This is a genomic window from Prosthecobacter fluviatilis, from assembly GCF_055388355.1.
Window position 1 is genome coordinate 2,154,065 of record NZ_AP043782.1, and the last position, 14,552, is coordinate 2,168,616.

16 protein-coding genes are annotated in these 14,552 nt (G+C 60.3%); 4 read left to right on the forward strand and 12 right to left on the reverse strand.

Annotated features, from left to right (window positions below; all coding sequences use genetic code 11):
* From ACZ5WW_RS08305 to ACZ5WW_RS08355, 11 genes are all read right to left on the reverse strand, one after another.
* On the reverse strand, positions 1–582 hold the full coding sequence (locus tag ACZ5WW_RS08305) for a hypothetical protein (protein ID WP_377165277.1): 582 nt from the start codon (positions 580–582) through the stop codon (positions 1–3).
* On the reverse strand, positions 579–1,796 hold the full coding sequence (locus tag ACZ5WW_RS08310; protein WP_377165275.1) for a hypothetical protein: 1,218 nt from the start codon (positions 1,794–1,796) through the stop codon (positions 579–581). Before ACZ5WW_RS08310 ends, ACZ5WW_RS08305 begins: the two co-directional genes overlap by 4 nt.
* The gene (locus ACZ5WW_RS08315) at positions 1,780–2,811 is read right to left on the reverse strand and encodes a type II secretion system minor pseudopilin (RefSeq protein WP_377165273.1); all 1,032 of its coding nucleotides are present in this window, start codon (positions 2,809–2,811) and stop codon (positions 1,780–1,782) included. The genes ACZ5WW_RS08310 and ACZ5WW_RS08315 overlap by 17 nt, the downstream gene beginning before the upstream one ends.
* On the reverse strand, positions 2,808–3,476 hold the full coding sequence (locus ACZ5WW_RS08320; RefSeq protein ID WP_377165271.1) for a type II secretion system protein: 669 nt from the start codon (positions 3,474–3,476) through the stop codon (positions 2,808–2,810). Before ACZ5WW_RS08320 ends, ACZ5WW_RS08315 begins: the two co-directional genes overlap by 4 nt.
* Positions 3,448–3,861 carry a type IV pilus modification PilV family protein gene (locus ACZ5WW_RS08325; protein ID WP_377165269.1) on the reverse strand — a complete coding sequence of 138 codons (414 nt, stop codon included), beginning with the start codon at positions 3,859–3,861 and terminating at the stop codon, positions 3,448–3,450. Before ACZ5WW_RS08325 ends, ACZ5WW_RS08320 begins: the two co-directional genes overlap by 29 nt.
* Entirely contained in the window at positions 3,858–4,358 is a 501-nt protein-coding gene (locus ACZ5WW_RS08330; RefSeq protein WP_464694232.1) for a hypothetical protein, read from the reverse strand. Before ACZ5WW_RS08330 ends, ACZ5WW_RS08325 begins: the two co-directional genes overlap by 4 nt.
* Before the next feature lie 11 nt (positions 4,359–4,369).
* On the reverse strand, positions 4,370–4,807 hold the full coding sequence (gene gspG / locus ACZ5WW_RS08335) for a type II secretion system major pseudopilin GspG (RefSeq protein ID WP_377165265.1): 438 nt from the start codon (positions 4,805–4,807) through the stop codon (positions 4,370–4,372).
* A 27-nt stretch (positions 4,808–4,834) separates the two neighbouring features.
* Positions 4,835–6,088, reverse strand: a complete 1,254-nt coding sequence (locus ACZ5WW_RS08340) for a type II secretion system F family protein (protein ID WP_377165263.1) — start codon at positions 6,086–6,088, stop codon at positions 4,835–4,837.
* 2 nt (positions 6,089–6,090) lie between these two features.
* Positions 6,091–7,860: a GspE/PulE family protein gene (locus ACZ5WW_RS08345; protein WP_377165261.1), complete on the reverse strand. Its 1,770-nt coding sequence runs from the start codon at positions 7,858–7,860 to the stop codon at positions 6,091–6,093.
* 165 nt (positions 7,861–8,025) lie between these two features.
* The gene (locus ACZ5WW_RS08350; RefSeq protein WP_377165259.1) at positions 8,026–9,081 is read right to left on the reverse strand and encodes a peroxiredoxin family protein; all 1,056 of its coding nucleotides are present in this window, start codon (positions 9,079–9,081) and stop codon (positions 8,026–8,028) included.
* Positions 9,082–9,087: 6 nt separating this feature from the next.
* Positions 9,088–10,140 carry a CAP domain-containing protein gene (locus ACZ5WW_RS08355; RefSeq protein WP_377165257.1) on the reverse strand — a complete coding sequence of 351 codons (1,053 nt, stop codon included), beginning with the start codon at positions 10,138–10,140 and terminating at the stop codon, positions 9,088–9,090.
* A gap of 221 nt (positions 10,141–10,361) precedes the next feature.
* On the opposite strand from ACZ5WW_RS08355, the gene ACZ5WW_RS08360 reads away from it, so the two are divergent.
* Genes ACZ5WW_RS08360 through ACZ5WW_RS08375 form a run of 4 tightly spaced genes read left to right on the forward strand, consistent with a single transcriptional unit; the run spans position 10,362 to position 13,089 of the window.
* On the forward strand, positions 10,362–11,018 hold the full coding sequence (locus ACZ5WW_RS08360; RefSeq protein WP_377165255.1) for a hypothetical protein: 657 nt from the start codon (positions 10,362–10,364) through the stop codon (positions 11,016–11,018).
* A complete protein-coding gene (locus ACZ5WW_RS08365) occupies positions 11,015–11,317 on the forward strand; it encodes a transcriptional regulator (protein ID WP_377165253.1) in 303 nt (100 codons plus the stop codon). Before ACZ5WW_RS08360 ends, ACZ5WW_RS08365 begins: the two co-directional genes overlap by 4 nt.
* 48 nt (positions 11,318–11,365) lie before the next feature.
* Positions 11,366–12,262, forward strand: coding sequence for a 4-hydroxy-3-methylbut-2-enyl diphosphate reductase (gene ispH, locus ACZ5WW_RS08370; protein ID WP_377165251.1), 897 nt, complete (start codon positions 11,366–11,368; stop codon positions 12,260–12,262).
* 20 nt (positions 12,263–12,282) lie between these two features.
* A complete protein-coding gene (locus ACZ5WW_RS08375) occupies positions 12,283–13,089 on the forward strand; it encodes a hypothetical protein (protein WP_377165249.1) in 807 nt (268 codons plus the stop codon).
* Here ACZ5WW_RS08375 and ACZ5WW_RS08380 read toward each other — a convergent pair.
* Positions 13,011–14,549, reverse strand: a complete 1,539-nt coding sequence (locus ACZ5WW_RS08380; protein ID WP_377165247.1) for a GTPase domain-containing protein — start codon at positions 14,547–14,549, stop codon at positions 13,011–13,013. The two genes, ACZ5WW_RS08375 and ACZ5WW_RS08380, sit on opposite strands and share 79 nt — an antisense overlap.
* Between the last annotated feature and the right edge of the window lie 3 nt (positions 14,550–14,552).

The window sequence follows — 14,552 nt, forward strand, 5'->3', positions numbered from 1 at the left end:
CTAGTTGACTTTGCTGACCTTGGGGGCCGCTTTTTCACGGTAAAACTGGGTGAACTCGACCTCGGCATTGACCGTCTTGCTGGTGCCGCTGGGATTGATCTGCATGCGGGTTACGCCCAGGAAACTGGCGGGCTGCTGCAACGCATGCAGCCAGGCAAAAAAGGCCTGCTCCTTGACGCCGGCGAGGGTGATCTTCACCGTGGCTTTGTCAAAGTAGCCGAGAGTCTCCTCAAGAGGCAGACCGTCTGGCCCAAGAACGCGCTCGGCCTCGATGAACTCCTTGCCGCCGACGGCGACACCCATTTTGTCCGCCTCTGCAGTGATGACTTCAAGCAGCCTGGCTGAAGCCTCCTGGCGGCTGGTGAAGCCTGGGCAGTTTTCTTCGAGCCAGCCGTACCTGTCCGCCCATTCCGCCCCCTGCGAGATGGCGAGGTTCATGTCGGCAAGGCGGTCGCGAAGGGAGCTGTTCTCCTCCCGTATGGCCATGTAGTTTCTAAAGGCGTACATGAGCCCGCCACCGCCAATGATGACGAGGAACAGGAAGGCAAAAACGCCAAGAAGAACTTTCTCGCTCCTCTTCATTCTCCGAGTCCTCCTTTCAGTTCAAAGCTGGCGCTGTTGTCGCTGGCAAATGCCGGTGGCGGACCATTCAGGCCGTAAGGCGCAAGTGCCTCGACCGACTTGAGCGCCTGGATGTATTCAAAGGCCAGCGTGGCATTGGGCATGCGCCCCCGGAGGCTCATGCGCTCCGGCGTCCATTCCCAGTGTGTGATGGAGACCTCCTTGGAGGACGGAGGCTCCATGAGGTGGAGCAGCACCTGCTGCGGCCAGACTGAGGGATCAGCCGCAGGCGCGGCCTCCTGCCATGCTTTCTTGTGATCCATGACCTTGGAGGCCCGAGGGGTGAGCATGGCGACTTTTTCACGCAGCATGTTGCGCTCCTGCAAAGCCAGGGAGGTGAGAGTGGCGACGAGAGCGATAGCCGCTGCGATCACCGTTCCGACGGCCAGGGCCATGAAGCGTGTCTTTGCACGGCGCGTCTGATTTTGACGCTCCGAAATCACATCCTGCGGCATGATGAGGCTGGAGCCACGCTCAGGCATGGTGGGTGCCGGCATCTCGCAGCGGTAGGCGGCCAACCCCGTCACACGCTGGATCTGTGCGAGGTCCCCTTCATCTATCCACAGGACGATGCTTTCGAGACGGCCCAGCACGCCCTGGAAGCCAAGCTGCAGACAGATGTTATTGAGCTCTGCGAGTGCATTGCCATCCAGCCTGATCGCGGACAGAGGGGTGCAATAAATCAGCTGAGGCCCGCTGGTGATGGCAACCACGAGACGCCCCAGCTCACGGAAAATCGTGAGGCTGTTCTGCACCAGAGGATAGCACAACGCATGAAGTGTAACCTCATCTGGCAGGCGCGAGGTGTCTGCGAGCGGTGTGGCGAGATCTTTGAGCGCGAGAATGCGGGTGAGATACGCGCCCTCCTTTCCCTGCATGTTGCGAACCTGCACTCCGTTTTCGCCGTCACCGGCCTTGATGCCCATGCGCTCAAGGTGCAGAAGGCCCATGCTGCGAAGATGCTCAGGCTGACCTTTGAGCCAGGCTGGCAGCGCCCAGAAATGCACGGCGGGAAGCGCGAGCACGCGATGCTGCGCGTCCTTGCCAAAGGTGGCGCCTTCGGCGTTTTGCTCAGCAGTCAGCTGGCATGCAGCGCCCTCCGCACCAGCCCAGCTTTGCCAGACTTGCGCACCAGGAAGCAGCAGCTCGCAGGGATGTTTACGTGTCTTTGCCATGGGAGGGAATTTCACCGCGCCAGACGGCTCTGCCGTCCTGCGTGATGAGGATGAGTTTGCGTTTCAGGGGACCGAGAGAGCCGACGCTCTCGATGCGGCGGATGGGACCGGCGAATTGAATCCACTGCGTAAGCTGAGCCAGGATCTGAGGCTGATAGACCCCCAGCAGCTGCGCCACCTGCGGCACACTGCCAAGCCGAACATCATCCTGCGTGTGCAGGGCACCATCACGACCCGCGCGCAGCGTGAGCAGGGGCTGCACACGCTCCAGAGGCACATCTGCCAGGAGTGCGATGAGCTCCGGACGTGCGTCATTCACGTCCACACGGCCGTCGCCAAAGACGGTGAACCATTCGCGCCAGTCCGGCCGCTCGGCGTTGACGATGTCCATGCCGCGGACGAGCAGCATCTCCTCGACCTCCTTGAAGGGCCGGTTGTAGGGCATGCCCTCAAAGCCCATCTTTTCGTATTCGCGTTTTTCGGCGCCATTGAGGCTGGCATGGCCGTCTGCATCGACCCAGTCCTTCAGCGCATCGCACAAGGCAGAAACGAACTCGGGCTTGAAGCCCCAGCTGGTGAAGAGACGGCGAAGCAGCACTTTGTCGCCTGAGAGGATGAGATGGTTGGCGTTCAGCCGGGCCTCCTCGGCCACGAGCCTGACGTTGTAGCCACCGCCATCGTTTGCGCTGAAGTGGAGCAGCGGGTCGTCTTCGCGCATGACAGGGTGGCGCGCCACCTCCAGGCCCATTTCCGCATAGCGCTTGGCAAAAATGCGCCCTCGCATCATGCGTGTGAACTGGGAGTCCGCCTGCAGAGCCTTGGCCCCCGAAAACACCACCATGCCGAGGATCGCGATCATCCAGAAAACCACGATGAGAGCGGAGCCGTTTTCCAATGACGAATGACGAGTGCGGAATGACGAACGAATGACGAAGCCCGAACGACGCGCACGGACTTCCTGACAGGCTGCACCGCCCATCATCCGATCTTCGATGACTGGAAGTTGATGCGTCATTGCGGAGGAGGGCTCTGCGGCACGCTGGTCTGAGCGAGATCGTTGGCGATCCAAAAGGTGTACTCGTGCTCGCGTGGGTCGGCGGTGAAGGCGAACTTGAGCTTCATGAAAAGAGGAGGCTGCGGACGCTTCTTGGGGTCCCAGCTGGTGTACCATTTCTTTTCCTCCGGCTCATAAAACTGCCACTGCATCTGCCTGAGCCCTTCGAGGATGGGGAGCTCGGCGATGAGATTGTACTCCCCCGGAGTGCGGGCTTTGGGATTGATCTTGAAATGGCGGACGACGAGGCTCAAATCTTTGGCCTCACGATTGCGCACGACACCGAATTCGACAGCATCGGCGAGCTTCAGATGACGCTCCCACGCAAAGGGCATGTGACCACCTGCGATGAACAGGCTGCCCGAGGCACCACGCGCCACTTTTTCCAAGCCGGCGCTGAGCTGGATTCCCGGGTCCATGGTTTCCAGGTAATCACGCCACTGGGTGACAAAGTTGCTGATACGAGTCTCGGCCACCCGTGAGGTGCTCATGGATTTGCCGAGCTGGAGCGCACCATTGGCCACGCCATAAACAGCGCTCAGGATGAAACCGATGAGCGCCATGGCCATGATGACCTCGAGCAGCGTGAACGCGGCCTTAGATCGGACTGCGGGGCGAGTACACATAGGTTTCCATGCTGCGTTTCATGCGCCGCGTGCGCCCGTCATTGATCCATGCTTCGGCGCGGATGCGAAACATGTGGTCGAGCTCGACCTTGTCCTTGTTGATAAGTTTGACCTTCTCAATCGTGGCGCTGGCATCGATGTGGTCGGCGGTGGGATTGAAGGAGATGCTGGCGGCCTTGAACTCGGGCTGGTGCGCGACTTCGGCGAGCACGGACTCCAGCACGCGGAGCACCTGTGCCTCCTGGCGTGCCGAGGTGGAAGCTTTGGCGATCTCCTCGATGGCGCGCGTCATGCTGACCGCAACGAGCGAAAACAACGCCAGCGCGATGATGATTTCGAGCAGGGCGAAACCTTGAGAGGAAGAGGATGTGCGCAGGTGTTTCATCCGTTGACCTGAATGGATTTGCGTTTCGCGCAGCCGGTGAGCGGATCGAAGCCGATCTCGATCTGCCCTGCGGGGCCGCTGATGCGAACCTCGATGGGCTCGCAGATGCCACTGGGGGTGAACTCCCAGGCTTCGCCGCGCCTGGGCTTGCGAAAGGCGGTCTCGCCATAGCGGCGCACCTGCAGCATGCCGCTGAACTCATCAGTGGCGCCGAATGCGCCGGCGGAAAGCTCCATGCGCACCGTCTGCTGGCTGTTGAGCGCCTGCAGCATGTTCTGCCGGGCCGTGGTTTCGATCATGGCCGCCGCACGCCGCAGCTTGTCCTCAGCACGCACACCGGAGATGCTGACCGTGGCAATGCCGATGATCATCATGGTGAGCGTCATCGCGACAATGATCTCCAGCAGGGTGAAGCCCGTTGCGCAGGAATGACTAACACCACGCCGAGTATTCAGCGTGGTTTGCAAGGTCTTGGTGATGGACTTGCAGTGAGTCACTTTTTTCTTCTTTATTGATCCCAGCTGCCGACGTCGTCGGCATTGTCAGCGATGCCGTCAGGACCGGAGGAATAGACATCGAACCCGGTCTTGTCTTTGACGCCGGGGCGGCGGTAGTGGTAGGCGTTGCCCCAGGGGTCGATGGGCAGCTTTTTGAGCTTGGGGCTCCAGCTCTGGGGAACCGGACGGCTGGCGGGTTTTTCCACGAGGGCTGAGAGACCCTGCTCGGTGGTGGGAAGGAACATGTTGTCCACTTCGTAGGCGCGCAGAGCGGAGGTGATGCTGCTGATGTTGCCTTTGGCGGTGGTTTTTTTGCCCCCCTCAAGCACACCGCCGAAATTGACGATGGCCGCGCCCACCAGGAGCGCCACGATGGCGAGCACAAGGATCATCTCGACGAGGGTGAAGCCGGACGTCGGGTGGCATGGTTGTGTGTGTGTGTGTTTCATGTGGATGTTTTGGGAGCAGCAGAGCCTCTATTTATTGATGCTGGAAATGGTCTGGAAGATGGTGGTCATCATGAGGTAGGCCATGAGGCCGACCATGGCCGCCATGAGGCAGACGATGAGAGGCTGAATGAGTGCTGCGAGGGTGTCGATCTTCTTGGTGAGTTCGCGGTCAAAGCGCTCGGCGGCACGTGCGAGTGCTGCGGGCATGTCGCCTGTCTGCTCGCCAATGTTCACCATGTCGATGAGAAGCGGAGGAAACTGTCCGCTGCGATCTAGCGCCCGGGAGAGCGAGACGCCTTCGCCCACATTGCGCATGACGCTTTCGAACTCCTGGCGCAGGTAGGGATTGTCCGTGGCCTGGTGGGTAAGCTGCATGGCATGCACCATGGTGAGGCCGTTGCCGAGGAGGTTTGCCATCGTTTCGAGAAACTGGACGTAAAAGCGGGCGCGGAAGATGGCGCCGAAGAGGGGGATGCGCAGTTTGAAGCGGGCCCACGGAATGGCGGACTCCGGGCGTGAGATCCAAGCCTTGCCAAGAATGTAGCTGACGATTCCGCCAAGGATAATCATCCACCAGGAGGCCTTGAAGACGTCGCTGACCTTCAGGATGATCTGCGCGGCCAACGGCAGGGAGCCCCCGGTGGAGTCGAGCATCTCCGTGAGTTTCGGAATGAGATAGACCACAAAGAGCAGCGTGACGGAGACTGCTGCGACAATGAGGAAGGCCGGGTAGAGCAGCGCGGAAAGCACCTTGGACTTCAGGGCCTGCAACGAGCGCATGTACTGGGCCTGACGCTTCAGGATGATGCCGAGAGAGCCGCTGGCCTCACCTGCCGAGACGAGCGCGCAGAAGAGCTTGCCAAAACTGGGGCTGGTGGCCGCGATGGCTTTGGAAAATGCCATGCCATCGCGCACCTTGCCACGCAGGACGGTGGCGAGTGTCTTGATGCCGGAGAGCTCGCGGCGGCGCTCCATGGTGGCTAGCGCAGGCTCGAGCTGGATGCCTGCGCCGACGAGGTCGGAGAGCTCTTCGATAAAGAGGACAACCTGAGGGAGCTTGAGCCTGATGGGACCTCCCGGGATCGCTTCTGCTGCCGCAGCATTTTGCCGGGCCTTGGCGGCAGTGCTGGCAGAAGCTTTGGCATCCCCTGCGGCTTCGAGCATGATGGGCTGAATTTTCTTTTTCCCCAGCAGTGCAAACGCTTCGCTGCGATCCGACGCAGCGAGCTCTCCGGTGATCACACCGGAGGGGCCTTGCGCGCTGTAGATAAAGGTGGGCATGGTCAGGCAGCTAGACGGGTGGGAGGCAGGACCGTTGTCTGAGACGAGTGGCTGCGGTCGCCAGCGGCGGTGACACTGAGGACTTCCTCGACGGTGGTCTCGCCGCTGAGCACTTTCTGAAAGCCGTAACCGCGCATGGGGATGTAGCCGTCCTTGATGGCCTGCTTGTGAAACTCGGCCGGATGTGCGCGGCTGTTGATGAGGTGCTGCAAAGCAGGAGTGACCAGGCAGACCTCGTAGATGGAGAGACGGCCCTGGAAGCCGCTGCCGCGGCAGGCCTCGCAACCCACGGCGCGCATGATCTTGCCGGGCAGATGCGCGGGAAAGCCGATGGACTTGAGATAGCCCTCCTCCACCTGCGTGGGGGTTTTGCACTGCGGACAGAGCTTGCGCACGAGACGCTGGGCAAAGAAGGCGCGCACGGCACTGGAGACGAGGAAGGGCTCCACGCCCATGTCGATGAGACGGGTGATGCCGCCGATGGCGTCATTGGTGTGGAGGGTGCTGAAAACAAGGTGGCCTGTGAGCGCGGCGCGCACGGCGATCTCAGTGGTTTCGAGATCGCGCATTTCCCCAATCATCACGACATTGGGATCGCCGCGCAGAATGCTGCGCAGCCCAGCGCCGAAGGTGAGGCCGATCTCGGGCTTTACCGCGATCTGCACGATGCCGGGCATCTTGTACTCCACCGGATCTTCGATGGTGACGATGCGCCGGTGCGTCTGATTGAGATCGGTGAGGAAGGCGTACAACGTGGTCGATTTGCCGCTGCCGGTGGGGCCGGTGATGAGGATGATGCCGTTGGGCAGTTTCAGCAGTTCATCGACCACGGGGCGGATGTTGTCGGTGAGGCCGAGGCGGTTCACGGTGACCTGCTGCTGTGCGAGCAGACGCAGGCTGACGCTCTCCCCTTCCACCGATGGAATGGTGGCCACACGCACATCGATGGCGAGGCCATCGAGTTCGAGATTGATGCGGCCATCCTGCGGCAGTCGTTTTTCGGCGATGTCGAGACGAGCCATGATCTTGAGGCGTGCGATCACGGAAGCCTGGAGAGACTTGATGTTCTCCGGCACAGGCAGCTCTTCGAGGCGGCCGTCGATGCGGTAGCGAATGCGCAGGCGATCCTGCTGCGGCTCCACGTGAATGTCCGTGGCGCGTTGTTCCAGACCACGGCGGATGATTTGATTCACGAAGCGCACGACGGAGGCTTCTTCGTCCTCGGGTTCATCGAGCACGGTGACTTCATCCTTCAGATCTTCCGCGCCCCAGTCAGCACGCCCACGCAGGATCTTCTCAAAGGTGTCTGCACCGAGGCCGTAGAGTTTTTGCAATCCTTCGACGATGCGGGTGCGCTGCCCCACGTGCCAGACCACAGGCATGGTCAGGCTGGCGGCCACACGCTGATGCGCGACGAGGCTGAGGGGATCAAAGGTGGCGATGTGGAGCGTGCGCTCCAACTCCGCGCCGTCTTCGCTTTTTGTTTCCTCCGTGAAAACGGGAAGAAGGCGATGGCGGAGGGCGATCTCTGCCGGCAGCAGACGGCGCATGCCCTGCTCTGCTGGCTGGTCATCTTCTTTGGGTTCCCACCATGGCAGGTTGAGCGTTTTGGCCAAGGCGGTGAGGAAGTCGCGCTCACGCACGCCTTCACAATCCAGCACGGCATCCACAAAGGAGGTCTGATTGAAACAGGCATCCTCCACCGCCTGCCGCACGGCAGGAAGATCGGCACAACCCGAGTCTTTGAGGATCTGATCGATGAGTGGAAGCATGAGGACGGAGCACCTAAATCTGGCCTTATAATGCCGTATAATTATGGTTTTTCATAGAAATGGCAAGTTTTTAATGAAACTGAACCATTTAGAGAGCCGAAAAGTTGAGGTGACCCAACCCTCCTTTGGCATCGTTGGGGGGTACTCCCCTGTCCAGCCTTCCGCTTATTTGCCAGCTGTGATCTGCGACACCATCGCGTCCAAGGTGCCGTTTTTGATGGCGATCACGCCTTTGGGGTCGATGAGGTAAAGCGTTGGGAAATTGCGCAGGTTGTAGAGCGTGGTGTTGGGGCCGCTGCTGGTGTTGTCCAGCACGTTGCGGAAGTTCACCTTGTAATCGGCCAGCGCCTTTTTGGCCTCGGTCTCGATGTCGGTGTTCACCCCGATCACGACGGCGTTTTTGTCTTTGAGCTGTTCTGCAGCCTGGTTCATCAGCGGCAGCGTGCCGTGGCAGGCATGGCACCAGCCGCCCCAGAAGATGACGATAACGTATTTGCCGCGGTAGTCGCTGAGCTTGAAGTTCACACCGTCGGCGTCCTTGCCCTCGATTTCGGGTGCTTCGCAGCCGACCTGCAGGCTCGTCATCTCGAAGAACATTTTTGCGGCGAAATCGGACAGCTTGAAGCCCTGAATGGTGACATCCTCATAGTCGGCGTAGAGCTTCTTGAAACATTCGACCGCTTTCTCCTTGGAGGCTTCGGCCGAGGCGCGGTCGGCAGAGGCGTCAAAGTTCTTGAAATGGATGGCGCCAAGAGCGTAGAGAGCGGCGGCTTTTTCGTCGCGATGCTTGTTTTTCTCGATCACGGCCTTGAGCACAGGCTCAGCGGGCAGGCCGTGGTATTCGAGCTGCTTCACCGCCTCGGCAATACCTGCGCGGTCTGCAAAGGTGGAGCCGAGCATCTTCAGGGCTTCCTGACCTTCGGGAAAACCGGCCGCGCCGGTAACCAGCCAGTTCACAGCTTTCACCACGTCCGGCTGGTCCAGGTTTGCCTGCACCAACTTCATCATCTTTGTGGCATAGGGGCCGGCGCTGGGAATGCTGGCGCGGTATTTGTTCTTTTCCTCCTCGGTGGCGGCGGCGATGAGCTTCTGAGTGTTGGCGCGGACGGAGTTTTCGTATTCATCAATGATGGCGCGGATCTCGGTGGCCAGAGATGAGGCAGGTAACTGGGCCATAGTGGAGACGACGGACAGCAGCAGGAGGAGGATGATGGGTCTCATGATGAATCAGCGAAGAGTGTGACGTGTGCGGGACCAGAGCCAAGGGAGGCCTGCGATCAGGCAGAGCAGCAGACTGCCGGGCTCGGGGACAACAGCGAAAGACTCATAGACGTTGTCGTAAACCAGTACGGGAACGCCGTAGTCGTCCGTGTGCTCGGTCAGAGTGAAAGTCCTGGCGGCAAGACCGGTGTCTGGTGCCTCCACGCGATAAACCACTCCATTCACAAGACCAGTCAGCGCGATGTTAAAACCGCCGGCGCTGTTGCTGAATCCGCTGGCCACAAGGATGCCGGTGACATCGTTGTAAACATTGATCAACTCCCCGGCCAGCCCCTCCCCCGGGGTGTAGAAGGCGTCCGCCAGGATCGTGTCCTGATAGATGGAGCCCGTGAGTATGGCGTCTGAGATGAAATTCGTGCCATCATAGCGGAACTGCGAAGCCAGATGCTCGGTAATGACATAAGGCCCGGTGGCTGCGGTATTGGTCCCTGGAATGGCGATGTTTTGAAAACCGATGCCTATTTCCTTCATGGCCAAATCCAGCAGCAGATCGCGGTGTCCGGCCGGGTTCTGAATGCCATTGCCATAGCCAGCGGTCGCCCCATTGCCATCGCCCCAATCGAGCACGAATGCAGCATGGGCATGAAAAGGCGAGTGAGCCGAGGCAAAGAGGTTTTCACCGGCATTCAGCCAGTTGGCGCCGTAACCGCCGTTCATGATGCGCTGCTCAAGGCTCAACCCGTCCAGCGTGTGCGACTGCTGGTCGCTGGTAACCATCAGGTTCGAATAGTTTGTGGCGGACACATTCAGGGCACTGTTCCAAGCCAGCGGCGGAGCGGCCACCAGAGTGGAAAACTGCGAAGCCAAGTCTGAGGCACTGGTGCCAAAAAAGTTCAGTGCGTAGGCGATGCTGGGATCATCGGATTTGGTGCCAGCCCATACGCCGGGAGAAGAAAAATTGACCAAGTTTGACAGTTCCCCCTGAGGGTCGGTGCGGAAGCGATTGATCAGTTCCAGCATGTACTGCTGCTCCGCTGTGGGGTCATTCCCCAGAGCCATGCCTGGCCAAAAAGTGGCTGCGCACAGCATGCCCGCGCACCAGCCACGCCAGCTAAGGCGGGGAAATTGGCGAAGGGCTGATGGGGAAAGGTTCACTTTCATTAACTTATAGTAATTATAATCGCATGCCAAGCTTGTTTTCATCCCCGCGCCCGAGAATGCTGACTTTGCGGCACAAAGTTTTACTTGCATGATTCACTTTGGCGCACAAAGTGATCTGCATGAGCACGACCGAAGCCGCCTTGGAGAACCTTCGAATCATCCGTTCCCTGATGGAAAAGGCGCACATTTACCGCGCAGTGTCAGCTCCCGCCGCACTCACCGGAGGCACGCTGGCGCTTGTGGCGTCCGGGTGGCCGGTGTGGCACGCCCTGAAAAATCAAGGCGATGCCGTGATGTGCGACCTGTGCTTTCTACAGACCTGGCTCATCATTCTGGCGGTCTCCTCAGTTTTGAACGTGTTTCTGCTAGCCAAGGAAGCCCGGCGCCGCAGCCAGCCTTTTGTCTCGCCCGGCATGCGCATGGCCTTGCGTGCCTTTGCGCCACCGATGCTGGTGGGGGGAAGCGTCGGCATCGGGCTAATCGTGTTTCTGCACAATCTCACTCTGGCAGCACTTGTCTGGGCACTGTGCTACGGTCTGGCACTGCTGAGCACGGCCAGCTTTTCGCCCCGCTCGCTGCTGCGCCTCGGCTGGGCCTTTGTGCTTGCGGGCTTGCTGGCCTTTTTCGGCTGGGCGGCGTGCAGCGATGTGCGCCTGCTCTCCAGTGACCTCGGACCTGCGTCTGCCGTCATGGGCCTGACCTTCGGCGTGCTGCACGTGGTGTATGCCATGGCCGTGTTTTTGAGCGCCCAACCTGCGGAGGTGCAGCCGCAATGATCGACTTCGATCAGATTGACAAGCTCATTCACGAAAAGGGCCGGCTCTCCATCATGACGCTGCTCTCCACACGCGGGGAGTGGGCCTTTCAGGATCTCAAGGCAGAACTCAGCATGAGCGACGGCAATCTCATCTCCCATCTACGCACGCTTGGCACCGCCGGTTACATCAAGGAAACCCGCGACGAATCCGGCCCCCGCCCACGCACCAGCTACGAGCTCACTCCCGAGGGACGCAAGGCCTTCAAGGAGTACGTCGAGGTGCTGGGCGAGATCGTCAAAGCGGCACAGCAAACCTGACCCACTGCTTTTTACCCAATCACTTTGCCCCACAAAGCTAACAACACTATGAACATCATCCTCGCCCAACATCACGGCATGTGCTTCGGCGTACGCGACGCCCTGCGCAGCACCCATGCGGCCGCCCAGCGTGCGCCGCTCACGATCCTCGGCCAACTCGTCCACAATCCCCTGGTGGACCGCCATCTCGCCACCCTCGGTGCACAGCGCGGCGACCTTGAGGATTTGCAAAGTGCGCACACGCAACAGGTCGCCATCACTGCGCATGGAGCTGCGGACAAACACCACCAGTCCTGGCAAAAGGCGGGACACACCGTCATCGACACCACCTGCCCACTCGTCAGAAAGGCGCATCAAGCACTCGCGATGCTGGTGAGCGAAGGCTACCAGCCTGTCGTCATCGGCCAGAGTCAGCACGCTGAAGTGCGAGGTCTGACCGGCGACTTTCCGGCAGCCGTCGTCGTGCAGGAAGAAGCAGACCTGGACCGCATTCCTGCGCATCCGCGGCTCGGGGTCGTCTCACAGACCACTCAGCCGGTCGAAATCGCGCTGCGATTGGTGGATGCTATCAAACGCCGGCACAGCGGGTCCGAGGTACGGTTCGTTGACACCATCTGTCATCCCACCAAGCAGCGACAGACGGCCATGGATGATCTGCTGCGCGAATGCGATCACATCGTTGTCATCGGCGGGCGGAACAGCAACAACACGCGACAGCTGGCGCAGAAATCTTCCGCCCACGGACTGCGGACGCTGCAAATAGAACGCCCGGAAGAACTCGATCCCGGGTGGTTTCGTGATGCGCGCAACGTGGGCGTCACGGCCGGCACCTCCACGCTGGATGAAACGGTGGATGCCGTGATGCAGCGCCTCCGCCAGATCGCCGCCGAAATGCGCAGCTCCCCCGTCCATGAATTTCTCCGCTCCATGCTCCACGCCGCCTAACCCAACCACCCACAATCCTTATGAACACCCAACATTGGATCAGCCACTTCGAAACCAACACGCGACTCAATCAAGAGCTGCAACTGCCGGACTGCACGTGTGACCTGCCCGAGCCCACTCGTGCGGCCCTGGCGCGCTCCCTTGCCATCTTTCAACTGGGCGAGAGCGGCGGCGGCACGCGTTTGCGCCGCTACACGCGCAGCATCGCTGCGCTCGAAAGCCTGCAAGGCTACCAGCGTGCCGTGGATCTCTTTGTGGCCGAGGAGCAAAGCCACGCCGCACTGCTGGCGCGCACGGTCACGCATCTGCGCGGCACTCTGCTGAAGAAGCAATGGACGAACTCCATCTTCCGCTGGCTGCGTGATCTGGTGAACCTGGAGTTCAACATTCAGGTGCTGCTTACCGCCGAGCTCATCGCCGAGGTTTATTTTGGCCTGCTTTCGCTGCGCTGCAGCGATCCTGTCGTGCAAACGGTCGCCAAAAAGCTCCTGCGCGATGAGATGGGACATCTCTCCTTCCAGCGTGACTTCCTGTTCGAGCGCCTCAAGACACTCACTCCTGCCATGCAGCGCCTCTGGCGCTGGCAGTTCCGGGCTATTCATTTCGCGACTGCCTGCGTCGTCTCCTGGGATCATCGCGACTGCCTGCAAAGTCTGAATGTATCAGCCGCTGACTTCCGCGCACGCGCCGTGCGCTGCTGGCAGAGCTTTCAATCCAGGCTGGAGAGACGTTTGAGTGAAGACGGAGCTCAAGCGCGCCAAGCGGCAGAATCGACGCCCGGATACAGCCGCTCCAGGAGCGCGACCATGCAGTCGCCGGTGATCTGACGGGACTGGCGTGACAGGGTGGCAGGCTGGGTGTCTTTTTGCACCCCCGCTTTCCACAGATGATCCAGCGCGTCCGCGTGAAGATCGGTCACTTCATCCACCACCTCACGCCAGTGCTGCGGCTGCTCGCTTTCCTTCCATTCTCCGCGGCCCCGGCCAAAATGGCAGATGGCAAGGTAGGTAAGGAAAGCCAGCTTGACCTGCTCACGAAAGTGCTCGCGTGACCAGCGCAGGCGCTGATCGCTGCCGCGAACGAGGTTGTAGCTGCGGATCAGGGCATAGGCACCGATGCCAGAGGCCAGACCACCGAGCAGAGCGCCGCCTCCGAAAGTCATGCCCCCGAGCTTGAGGTCGGCAATGAGCCCCCCCATGGCACCGCCGGCGAAACTGCCAAGCACGCCCCAGATGTTTTCAGACACGGCCTGGGGCAGGTGGAAATTTTCGCGGGCAATCGCGTTCATTTCATGACCCGCCTGTCCCTTGAGCCCATGGGCTTCAATAAGGTTGTTGGTCGTCTGCTCGGTGCGGTCAGCGAGCTGGGTGGCCAGTTTTTGACGCGCCTCATTGTATTCACGGTTGAGGTCATCCCGCTGCCAGCCCACGCGCTCCAGAAGGGTTTCCGAACGGACCTCCACGCCGTCAAACAGCGCAGCCGTGAGCTGCTCTGAAATCAGGCGCACCGAGGTCTGAAACACCTCCACATTTCGCCGAGCCCAGGCACGCTTGATCTGGAGGAAGGTCGGGATCTTGGAGCCCTGCATCAGGGGGGCCAGAGAATCCATGAGGATGTCCTCCTGCACCCAGCAGCGGGCAAAGGCGTCCAGAGTCAGGACTTCACGCACGATCTCAAACTGCTGCAGATGCACCCGCCAGGATTCCAGCTCCGCAGCCTCCAGGGATGAGCTGGCGGAGAGGCCGGTTTGATTCAGCAGGACAACCACGGGTTTTTCCACCCAGCCGAGAATCTCCATCTCGGGGGCAACATAGGCGGCGGCTTCGGGCGGTTCGGCGGCATTGATGAGATAGAGAACGACGTCTGCCTCATCGCGGACATTTTTCAGCGCCTGCTGGCTGCACCACAAGGGCCGGTCCGTAATGCGGTCCCAAGTCTGCGAGAGAAACCATAGGACGGGGCTGCGCTCGCGCTTGAGACGCTTCATCAGCCGGGCACTGTCTCCAAAGCCGGGCGTGTCCCAGAGCCGCAGCATGAAACCGCCAGATTCGAGCAGGGAGTGGGATTCGTTGAAGAGGGTGACGTGCGGTGCATCCCGGACCTCTCCGACATCACGACGGAGGAGCGTGCGCGCCAGCGTGGTCTTACCCGCATTGGTGTGCGAAATGAGGCTCAGCGTGACGATGTCCGAGGCATCGCGAACATTCATTTCCGCGGCCTGCCTGTCGGGAGGGCCGGAGGATTTGGTTCTGGAAAAAAGAGCGGGCACGAGAGACAGAAATTTCATGTA

Coding starts and splice junctions, on each gene's coding strand:
- ACZ5WW_RS08350 (WP_377165259.1), bottom strand. CDS start 9,081: ATGAGACCCATCATCCTCCTCCTGCTGCTGTCCGTCGTCTCCACTATG.
- ACZ5WW_RS08355 (WP_377165257.1), bottom strand. CDS start 10,140: ATGGCTCTGGGGAATGACCCCACAGCGGAGCAGCAGTACATGCTGGAA.
- ACZ5WW_RS08375 (WP_377165249.1), top strand. CDS start 12,283: ATGAACACCCAACATTGGATCAGCCACTTCGAAACCAACACGCGACTC.
- ACZ5WW_RS08365 (WP_377165253.1), top strand. CDS start 11,015: ATGATCGACTTCGATCAGATTGACAAGCTCATTCACGAAAAGGGCCGG.
- ACZ5WW_RS08320 (WP_377165271.1), bottom strand. CDS start 3,476: ATGTGTACTCGCCCCGCAGTCCGATCTAAGGCCGCGTTCACGCTGCTC.
- ACZ5WW_RS08315 (WP_377165273.1), bottom strand. CDS start 2,811: ATGACGCATCAACTTCCAGTCATCGAAGATCGGATGATGGGCGGTGCA.
- ACZ5WW_RS08305 (WP_377165277.1), bottom strand. CDS start 582: ATGAAGAGGAGCGAGAAAGTTCTTCTTGGCGTTTTTGCCTTCCTGTTC.
- ACZ5WW_RS08360 (WP_377165255.1), top strand. CDS start 10,362: ATGAGCACGACCGAAGCCGCCTTGGAGAACCTTCGAATCATCCGTTCC.
- ACZ5WW_RS08310 (WP_377165275.1), bottom strand. CDS start 1,796: ATGGCAAAGACACGTAAACATCCCTGCGAGCTGCTGCTTCCTGGTGCG.
- ACZ5WW_RS08345 (WP_377165261.1), bottom strand. CDS start 7,860: ATGCTTCCACTCATCGATCAGATCCTCAAAGACTCGGGTTGTGCCGAT.
- ACZ5WW_RS08380 (WP_377165247.1), bottom strand. CDS start 14,549: ATGAAATTTCTGTCTCTCGTGCCCGCTCTTTTTTCCAGAACCAAATCC.
- ACZ5WW_RS08340 (WP_377165263.1), bottom strand. CDS start 6,088: ATGCCCACCTTTATCTACAGCGCGCAAGGCCCCTCCGGTGTGATCACC.
- gspG (WP_377165265.1), bottom strand. CDS start 4,807: ATGAAACACACACACACACAACCATGCCACCCGACGTCCGGCTTCACC.
- ispH (WP_377165251.1), top strand. CDS start 11,366: ATGAACATCATCCTCGCCCAACATCACGGCATGTGCTTCGGCGTACGC.
- ACZ5WW_RS08325 (WP_377165269.1), bottom strand. CDS start 3,861: ATGAAACACCTGCGCACATCCTCTTCCTCTCAAGGTTTCGCCCTGCTC.